Annotated in this window: 8 protein-coding genes; 4 read left to right on the forward strand and 4 right to left on the reverse strand. The window is 36.2% G+C overall.

The window, feature by feature from the left end; genetic code table 11:
• The 4 genes from AAV96_RS18200 to AAV96_RS00840 form a co-directional block, all read left to right on the forward strand.
• Positions 1–2276, forward strand: a 2276-nt coding sequence (locus AAV96_RS18200; protein ID WP_046737939.1) for a hypothetical protein, incomplete at its 5' end; no start/stop codon positions are given.
• Positions 2277–2291: 15 nt separating this feature from the next.
• On the forward strand, positions 2292–2630 hold the full coding sequence (locus AAV96_RS00830; protein ID WP_046737940.1) for a hypothetical protein: 339 nt from the start codon (positions 2292–2294) through the stop codon (positions 2628–2630).
• Positions 2631–2866: 236 nt separating this feature from the next.
• Positions 2867–3118, forward strand: coding sequence for a hypothetical protein (locus AAV96_RS00835; RefSeq protein WP_227505811.1), 252 nt, complete (start codon positions 2867–2869; stop codon positions 3116–3118).
• Positions 3119–3487: 369 nt separating this feature from the next.
• Complete coding sequence (locus AAV96_RS00840) at positions 3488–3760, forward strand: hypothetical protein (protein ID WP_004662783.1); 273 nt, start codon at positions 3488–3490, stop codon at positions 3758–3760.
• A gap of 325 nt (positions 3761–4085) precedes the next feature.
• Here AAV96_RS00840 and AAV96_RS00845 read toward each other — a convergent pair whose 3' ends face one another.
• The 4 genes from AAV96_RS00845 to AAV96_RS17860 form a co-directional block, all read right to left on the reverse strand.
• On the reverse strand, positions 4086–5339 hold the full coding sequence (locus tag AAV96_RS00845; RefSeq protein WP_046737941.1) for an OprD family outer membrane porin: 1254 nt from the start codon (positions 5337–5339) through the stop codon (positions 4086–4088).
• Between the two features lie 52 nt (positions 5340–5391).
• Positions 5392–6756, reverse strand: coding sequence for an aromatic acid/H+ symport family MFS transporter (locus tag AAV96_RS00850; protein ID WP_046737942.1), 1365 nt, complete (start codon positions 6754–6756; stop codon positions 5392–5394).
• A 187-nt stretch (positions 6757–6943) separates the two neighbouring features.
• Positions 6944–7717 carry a 3-oxoadipate enol-lactonase gene (pcaD, locus tag AAV96_RS00855; RefSeq protein WP_046737943.1) on the reverse strand — a complete coding sequence of 258 codons (774 nt, stop codon included), beginning with the start codon at positions 7715–7717 and terminating at the stop codon, positions 6944–6946.
• A 10-nt stretch (positions 7718–7727) separates the two neighbouring features.
• Positions 7728–7848 (reverse strand): hypothetical protein (locus AAV96_RS17860; protein WP_155857109.1); only part of this gene is annotated, 121 nt, incomplete at its 5' end.

The raw sequence follows: 7848 nt of genomic DNA on the forward strand, positions 1-7848 counted from the left end.
TGATTATTGTGGCGGTGGTTGCGACGATTTATACCGCGGGGGCTGCTGCTGTATATTTAGGTGGTGCAAGTGGTAGTTTATTTGCAGCGGGAACAGCTGCTTTGGCTGGTGGTGGAATAGGTTCAGCCGCAATTGGAGCAGCCGTAGGTAGTGCAGTATCTCAACTCGCTGGTAAAGCCATGGGAGTTGTTGATCATTTTTCATGGTCACAAGTTGGAGTTTCAGCTTTAACGGCAGGTTTAACTGCAGGTGTTGGTGCGGGAATCGGGCAACTCGCTTCTAAAGGTTATAGTTGGGCTCAAACAGCAAATAATGCGATCAATGCGGTAAATGGTGTAAACGGTGTTAAAGCAACTTGGACACAAGCTGTAGGTGTTGGAGCATATACAGGTGCAGTGAGTTATGGTTCAAACTATGTTGCGAATCAGGTGTTTGGCAATAGCCAAAGTTTTAGCTGGGCTGCATTAGGTTCATCTGTTATAGGTTCAATGGCAGGGGCAAGTTTAGGTAAATCAGGAGCATTTAATGCTTTAGGAAAAACAGCCAGTCCTTACGCCTATTCATTAGCGAGTGCGAATGCAGCCGTAACGATAGAAGATAAGTGGTTTGGCGGGTCTAGACCAGATTATTTGAATGTTTCAATGGCAGCGATTGCGAATACGGTAGGCAGACAGTTTGGGGAAAATGCCAAGACGAGCTCAGTCGCTAATAATAAACGACCTGATTATTTAAATGAATCTATTCTAGCCCACTATCGTAACGTAGAAGGAATGGAAGGAGCTAAATTAGTTTCAATTGTGGGTTCTAACGATCAAATAGGGTCAGGATATGCTGCTGATAGCAATATAAATTATCAGCCAGATGAATCAATTTTAGATAAGATTGAGAATGCGTATTATAGCGCAAAAGATAGTGTATCTGATGTAATAAATAATGTTGTTGATATGTTTGGTTGGGGTAACGGTAACACAACGGTTTATAATGCTGATGGCAAAGTTATATTGCCAACTTTGCATTATAAGGCAACAGATAATAATCCAAATATTATTTATGCTCTTGGTGGTCTGAATAGTACTTATAATATGAGTGCTGCTTTAGCACGAGTTGAACAAAAAGTAATGTTGCAACGTGAATCAGATATAAGTGCTGCATATAATCGACGAACATGGGCTGAGCGTGCAGAAAGTGCAAAATATTCAGGTGGTTTTATTGATGCAGCCAAATATGTAGGTCAACAAATTTTATTTAAAGCTGGTGAAGCATTTTCATTTGGATTATTAAATAGAAGTGACCAACGCTTGTTACAAGTGAGACAGGGGCAACTCTCATTTGATGCGATGCGTAATGCTAATATGACAGAAGCTGGGGTTGGAGGGGCAGTAACTTTAGCAACAGGCGGATCATTTAATACTATTCGAGCTGTTGGGGGAGCGGCGCTTGCAAGGATAGGTGTAGGTAGAACAGCTCAATATTATGGTGGATTAGCTATAGCAGGAGCAGGTTCAGGTGTGCTCATGGATGCTGGTGTACAAACTTCAGAGCGTATAAGTTTCGGTATGAGTGATGGTTTGACTGGACGCTCAGAATATGATTTTGGTCAAATAGCATTATCTGGAGGCATTGGTGGGGCTGCTGCCCCAGCTTTCGGTGGATTGGCTGTATTTGCAGGCTCCAAATATAATGTGAATTTACAATCCCCTATATATTTTGATACCAGTGCTGGTCGGGTGAATAGTGGGTTGCCTCTTGAGTTTAGGACGCCAATTATTTCAGGTAGTAATACAGATTTAAGTTATGGTGAAATTCTCCGTCAGAAATATGGTCATATATCAATAGAGGATCGTAGAGCGATTATTAATGATAGATTGGAATCAATAGCTGCCCAAAGATTAGATTCTTTAGAGCAATCAATCCCAAATGCTCATTTTAAAGGAAGACATGGAGCTCAAACCACTCTTCAGCAACAGTATGAGAGGGCAGTGAATGGTATTGATCCAGTAACACAACAACCAAGGTATCGCAGAGATGGTAACTTGGCAACGCCTAATTCAACTAGATTTTTGAGTCATCGTGATCAAATTAATGCAATCGAGCGAGCTACTGCAATTTACAAAAGAACAGGCAGCAAAGTTCTTGCAGAATCGCCAATTAGATTTGGATCACAAGCTGGTGAGGGATATTATGGCGGTAGTGGAGTCTATGATACTTCATTAACTGTACAAGTTTGGTTTAGAAATGCTCAACCAGTAACAGCCTTTCCAATATTGGGTCAGTAATTAGGAGTTTTAGAAATGATAAATAACAGAGAAATATCTGCAATAATTACTCTCATTAAAGATTTCGATTATGAAATGCTTGATGATAAGGAGTGGAGAGATCTACAAAGCATAGATCCCTCTAATGATGAACAACTTTTAAGAATTTTTAATCAAATTTGTGTTTCTACTTATGACGATCTAGATATGCATTCAAAAGATTTAATTAAATCAAGCTTATCAAAAGTATTGTCGTCAAGTGATTTTGATTATCAAATAATATTAGGTCAACTTAATATGCCATTTGAACCAATAGAAAATCCTAAGTATTTTTTTGCATTACTGTGGTTGGCGTTATTTAAAAAAGAATTCTGAATTTGGAGCTATTAGTGGAGTTGCAGCTCCAGCTTGCGGTATATTGTCTCGTTGAGCCCTTGTAGGGCGCAATGCCAAACTGGTTGGTTAATGATTTTAAGTGAGATTTGTTCAACTTGCTCATAAACCAGTTTATCTCACTCTACTGTTATTAGGTGGAGTGAGATAAGCTTAATGCTTGAATTGATCGTTCATCACGTTATAATTCTGCTGTCTTTAAATATGCCACTTTTTATATGAAAAATAAGAAATTAATTCTACCGTTGTTGGGGGGAGTACTTTGCTCAGCATGTAGCTCATGGCAGTGGCAAGCAGACTCGATTCACCGTGATTATCGACCTTTGGTCAAGTCGATCTGTATTGAAAACAATCCTAAAGTTAAAATCGATTGTTTTCAGGAAATGTTGATTAATCGTGTAGAAAGCTATCGTATACAAACACAAGTCTTTAATTTTCCATCAAACGTTTTAGGTGTGGGTGATTTTTGAAATGTGAATACAGTAGTCTTTTATATTGCTTATCTGTATGCTTACTTATCAGCATGATTTCCGTTTGTCCAATCAGGTTGTCAAATTTATAGATCAAGATCTAATCAATGCCGTTTTATGTATTAGACAACCATAAATTTGATCTCATCTAGCTAAAGACCTACTCTTTATAGCTAATAATTTGACAGAAAAGAAAGCTAGCATTAGTGACAATTTTCGCCACATCACTTCCAGTGTTGTTGTTTATGTCAAAAATATGACTTAAATATTTAATAACTATAAATAAATATTAAAAAATGGTTGAATAAGAAGCAATTATCTATAATGATAACTAATATTCACTTGCTCATTCATTCTAGGAGGTAGATCATGATTGATGTGCAATATTCCGAAAATGTCTCGATACATCAGTTATCTGATGACGCATTCTTGTTAAGAGTCAATGATGCAAAGGTTTATCAATATTTGCTCAAGCAATGTGGTAAGGAATTCGGTTGGGAACGTTCAATACAAAAATCTCAAAGTTTTTTTAACGGAGATATTGAGTATCAAATTAACCTTTCCGATATTCCATTGGAAAATTTTGGACGAGATTTTTTTATGTTGGAACCAGAACTACTCGATAACATTGCGAAAAGTTAATACATAGCTTGATTATATGCTGTGTGCATTTAGTTTTACATATTTCAGTTTTTCGCCACGTCATCCCCTTGACGTGGTCTTTTTATATAAAACTACTTTATCAAAAATAGAATCAATTTTATAATTTAGAGACTTTTCTAATTCGTAAGTGAATATAGATTAGAGAATATTTGCTTCATTTGTAATTAGAAATATTGAATTAAAATTTGATAAGGTAGAAAGAAAGCTAATAGCCCACTTCCTACACTTACCATTCCATAATAATAGTCAAGTTGATGATTTCTTTTACAGAATCTTAATTTTATTTTTAGTAGCTTCCAAAATATTAGAATTTATGCGTGTAGTTTACAAACAAACGATCTTCACCAAAGTTGTTTCCATGCTTTACATCATAATCAATACGAATATATTGTAATGCTAAGCCTTTAAGATAGGGCTGTTGAAAATTATAGTTTAAAATAATATTTGACTCACTTTCATGATTTTTTTTACCATCAGACGTTTCAAAATTATTACCATAAACATATTTTATAGCTGCATTAAATCCGGGGATATAATCTTTAAAATTATAACCATAAATAAAATGATATGATTTCTCATCTTTTTTGAAAAAACCAGTCGCATTCCAATTAATGAAATATGTTTCAGGAAGAAAGCCATCTGGTAATGGATAGGCAGATTCACCTATAATTTGTTGATAACCTAATCCTAATGTATGGTTTTTTACTTTTAATGTCTCAAGTAAGCCAATATTTTGTGCATCAATATTAAAATTATTTCCATCTTCTTGAGCATTAAAATATTTAAATTTTGAATTAAGTACATAATTTTTACCTTTTAAATTATGTTCCAAACCCAAATAATTTTTATTATATAAATCCTCCATGTTGCCATAATAATATTCTCCCTTTAAATCAGGGGAGAACTGATAACGTAAATCAATATAATTTAAGCCATCCGAGTATTCAGTTTTTCCATTTGAAGTAAAAGAGAATTTACGAAAATCTTCTTCATTACGAGGGAATACTTTTTCAACACGACCTATTTCTGTGTAAAGTTGATCAGTTAATTGTGACTTAAGGTTTGCACCCCAATAAGATGTTAAGAGCTGACGACTGCTATCAACGGCAGTAACAGGTAAGTCTAACCAAAGCTCACCAACACTTAACAAGGTTCGGTCATAACCTAATTTTAAAGTGGCGCTGTGTTTTAAATAATCGGAAGCTTGTGATTGAGTCACTTTGTCAAATGGTAATATTGTATCAGCCACATGTTTATCTGAACTTAATCTAACAGCATATTGAACGGAAGCATCCACACCGATTGTCAAAGGTTTTGCGGCAATATTCATTGGTGTCTCAAGCATTCGTGAGTTATAAAACAAAGAGGCAGCTTGAGACCAACTTCCAGTATCTTTTAGTGCTTCATTCTCAAAATTACGATTGATGTAGGCATTTTTTAAGGTAAATTTCCATTCTTCTTTAGCGCTTACATTATCAGCCCAAAGTGAAGTTGAAACTAATCCACCTATGAGCGAAATAGTGGACAAAATAAGCTTATTACATTTAAACGTATGCATTTTTTAATTTCCATTTTGATTTGGGTTGCGCCAATCCTCGGCGCAGTTTTGTTTATTGCTGATTGACTGAAGCTTGTGTTTGAAGTGTTGATTTTGAACTTTCAGGTACATTGACCGCGACTTTAAGATTTACGAGGAAGATCGCGAATGCAGCAATCACACCAGGAATCGCAATAGCTAAGAAGTTCATTTGATGAGGTAGTTCAAAAGTGAGCAATGCACCTGTAAGCACAGGACCAATGATTGCACCTATACGACCGATACCTGATGCCCACCCCATACCTGTTGAGCGAACAGTAGTTGGATAAAATTGTGCGACGAAAGTATAAAGAAGGATTTGAGAACCAATCGTTGCTGCACCTGCTAAAGCAATTAGGCTATAGAGAACAATTTGAGGGCTGTTAAATCCTAATAGTATTAAGGCAGCAGCTCCGATTACAAACATTGAAGTAATGACGGGTTTTAAATGGAATCGATCTGCTAAAGCACCGCCCCCAATTGCACCAATCATGCCACCAATATTTAACGCAAAGAGGAATAGCATGCTTGCACCTAGTGAATAACCTGCTTGTAGCATGAGTTTTGGTAACCAGCTCCCTAATGCATACACCATAAGTAAACACATGAAGAATGCGATCCAAAACATAAAAGTGCTAAAACTTCTACCATCTTGGAATAGTGCTCGGACAGGGGCTTCCGTATGGATATTTTCATTAAAGATGAGCTGTGTTTTTGAGTTAATCTCGGTGTTGGGATTGAGTTTTGCAATAATCTGTTCTGCTTGTTGATTATTCTTAGACTTGATGAGGAATGCTAAGGATTCTGGCAAAAATTTCCATATGATCGGTAATAATAACAGGGGAATACCTGCGATCATGAACATGATTTGCCAGCCCATATCTTTGACTAACCAAGCACCTAACAATGCAGATGTCATTCCACCTATGGCATACCCACTGAACATAATTGCGACTAAAGTACTGCGAATTTTCTTAGGCGCATATTCGGTCATTAAGGCAACCACATTTGGCATTACGCCGCCAATACCTAGACCTGCAATAAAACGTAAAATTGCGAACTCTACAGGATTATTTGCAAATGCACCGATAAATGTAAAGCCACTAAATAAGCTTACACAAATCATGATTGTTTTTTTGCGTCCTAATCGATCTGAAAGCGTGCCAAAAATCATCGCACCAAACATCATGCCGAATAATGCTGCACTCGCGAGTAAACCTGCCTGAACTGCTGTTAAAGACCATTGTTGCATTAATAATGGTAATGCAACCCCATAAATAACGAGATCATAACCATCAAATATAATAATTAATAAGCACCAAATTAAAACTTTCCAGTGAAATAGATTAAATTTGGCATTATCAATCGTTTCGTTAATGTTAACTTTTTCCATATACATTCTTCACCTCCAATTTGTGAAGCGTAGTGTTATTTAGTATTTAAGTTATTTTGTTGTATGCTTATAGTCAAAAACTTAATTGATATATGTTTATGTCATTAAGGTATTATTGTTTTTATATTTTATTAAAAATTATGAACGACAAAAAACAGAGTATTGAAACTCTGCTTTTATTTAAAAAGGTATTTTATATAAATTTATCGATTAGCTTATTAAATTCATTTTCTCGTTCTATATTTGAGATATGAGAGGTATTAATTTCTACTAACTCAGCATCTGGAATATTTAATAGCATTAATTTTGCATCTTCCACAGTGGTTATCGGATCTTGTATACCCGCTATAATCAAGGTGGGAATAGAAATATATTTTAACTCCGCACGGACATCCGCTTTAGCCAAAGCCTCACAACAATTTGCATAACCTGCTGTGCTGCCAGCACTTAAGTCGTTACATAGGTTATTTATAACTGTAGGATGACTTTGGATAAAGGGATCTGTAAACCAACGCGATGCTGCTGTTGCAGCAATTGGTTCTAAACCTTGCTCATGTACTAGTTTGGCACGATCTAGCCATGCTTGTTCCTTTCCAATTTTTGCTGCGCTATTGGCAATAATGACATGGCTAAATCGTTCAGGATAATGAATGGCTAGCCATTGTCCTGTTAGTCCTCCCATAGATATTCCACAGAAGGTAACTTTTTCAATTTTCAAATGATCAAGTAATGCAATCACATCTTCACCTAACTGCTGCAAAGTGTAAGAACCAGTTGGTGTAGATGATGAACCGTGACCCCGAGTGTCATAGCAGATAACAAAAAAGCGATCTTTAAAATAATTAAATTGCTTTTGCCACATGCCGTAGTTTGTTCCAAGGGAATTTGAGAACACTAGAGCAGGGGAATTTGGATCACCAAATGTTTGATAATTAATATTCACATCTTTTGATTGAAAAATTGGCATATCGTATTCCTTAATCTTGCTCCAGCCGTTGAATAATGAGAGCGATGCCTTGTCCCACACCGATACACATCGAACACAACGCATATTGCCCTTGAATCTGTTCAAGTTGGTTCAAAGCCGTCGTCACTAAT

This window comes from Acinetobacter sp. AG1 (assembly GCF_001005525.1).
Taxonomy (GTDB): domain Bacteria; phylum Pseudomonadota; class Gammaproteobacteria; order Pseudomonadales; family Moraxellaceae; genus Acinetobacter; species Acinetobacter modestus.

What these genes read in the sequence shown, in the direction of transcription:
- pcaD (WP_046737943.1), bottom strand. Translation starts at nt 7,717, where the DNA reads ATGCCAATTTTTCAATCAAAAGATGTGAATATTAATTATCAAACATTT.
- AAV96_RS00830 (WP_046737940.1), top strand. Translation starts at nt 2,292, where the DNA reads ATGATAAATAACAGAGAAATATCTGCAATAATTACTCTCATTAAAGAT.
- AAV96_RS00850 (WP_046737942.1), bottom strand. Translation starts at nt 6,756, where the DNA reads ATGTATATGGAAAAAGTTAACATTAACGAAACGATTGATAATGCCAAA.
- AAV96_RS00840 (WP_004662783.1), top strand. Translation starts at nt 3,488, where the DNA reads ATGATTGATGTGCAATATTCCGAAAATGTCTCGATACATCAGTTATCT.
- AAV96_RS00835 (WP_227505811.1), top strand. Translation starts at nt 2,867, where the DNA reads ATGAAAAATAAGAAATTAATTCTACCGTTGTTGGGGGGAGTACTTTGC.
- AAV96_RS00845 (WP_046737941.1), bottom strand. Translation starts at nt 5,339, where the DNA reads ATGCATACGTTTAAATGTAATAAGCTTATTTTGTCCACTATTTCGCTC.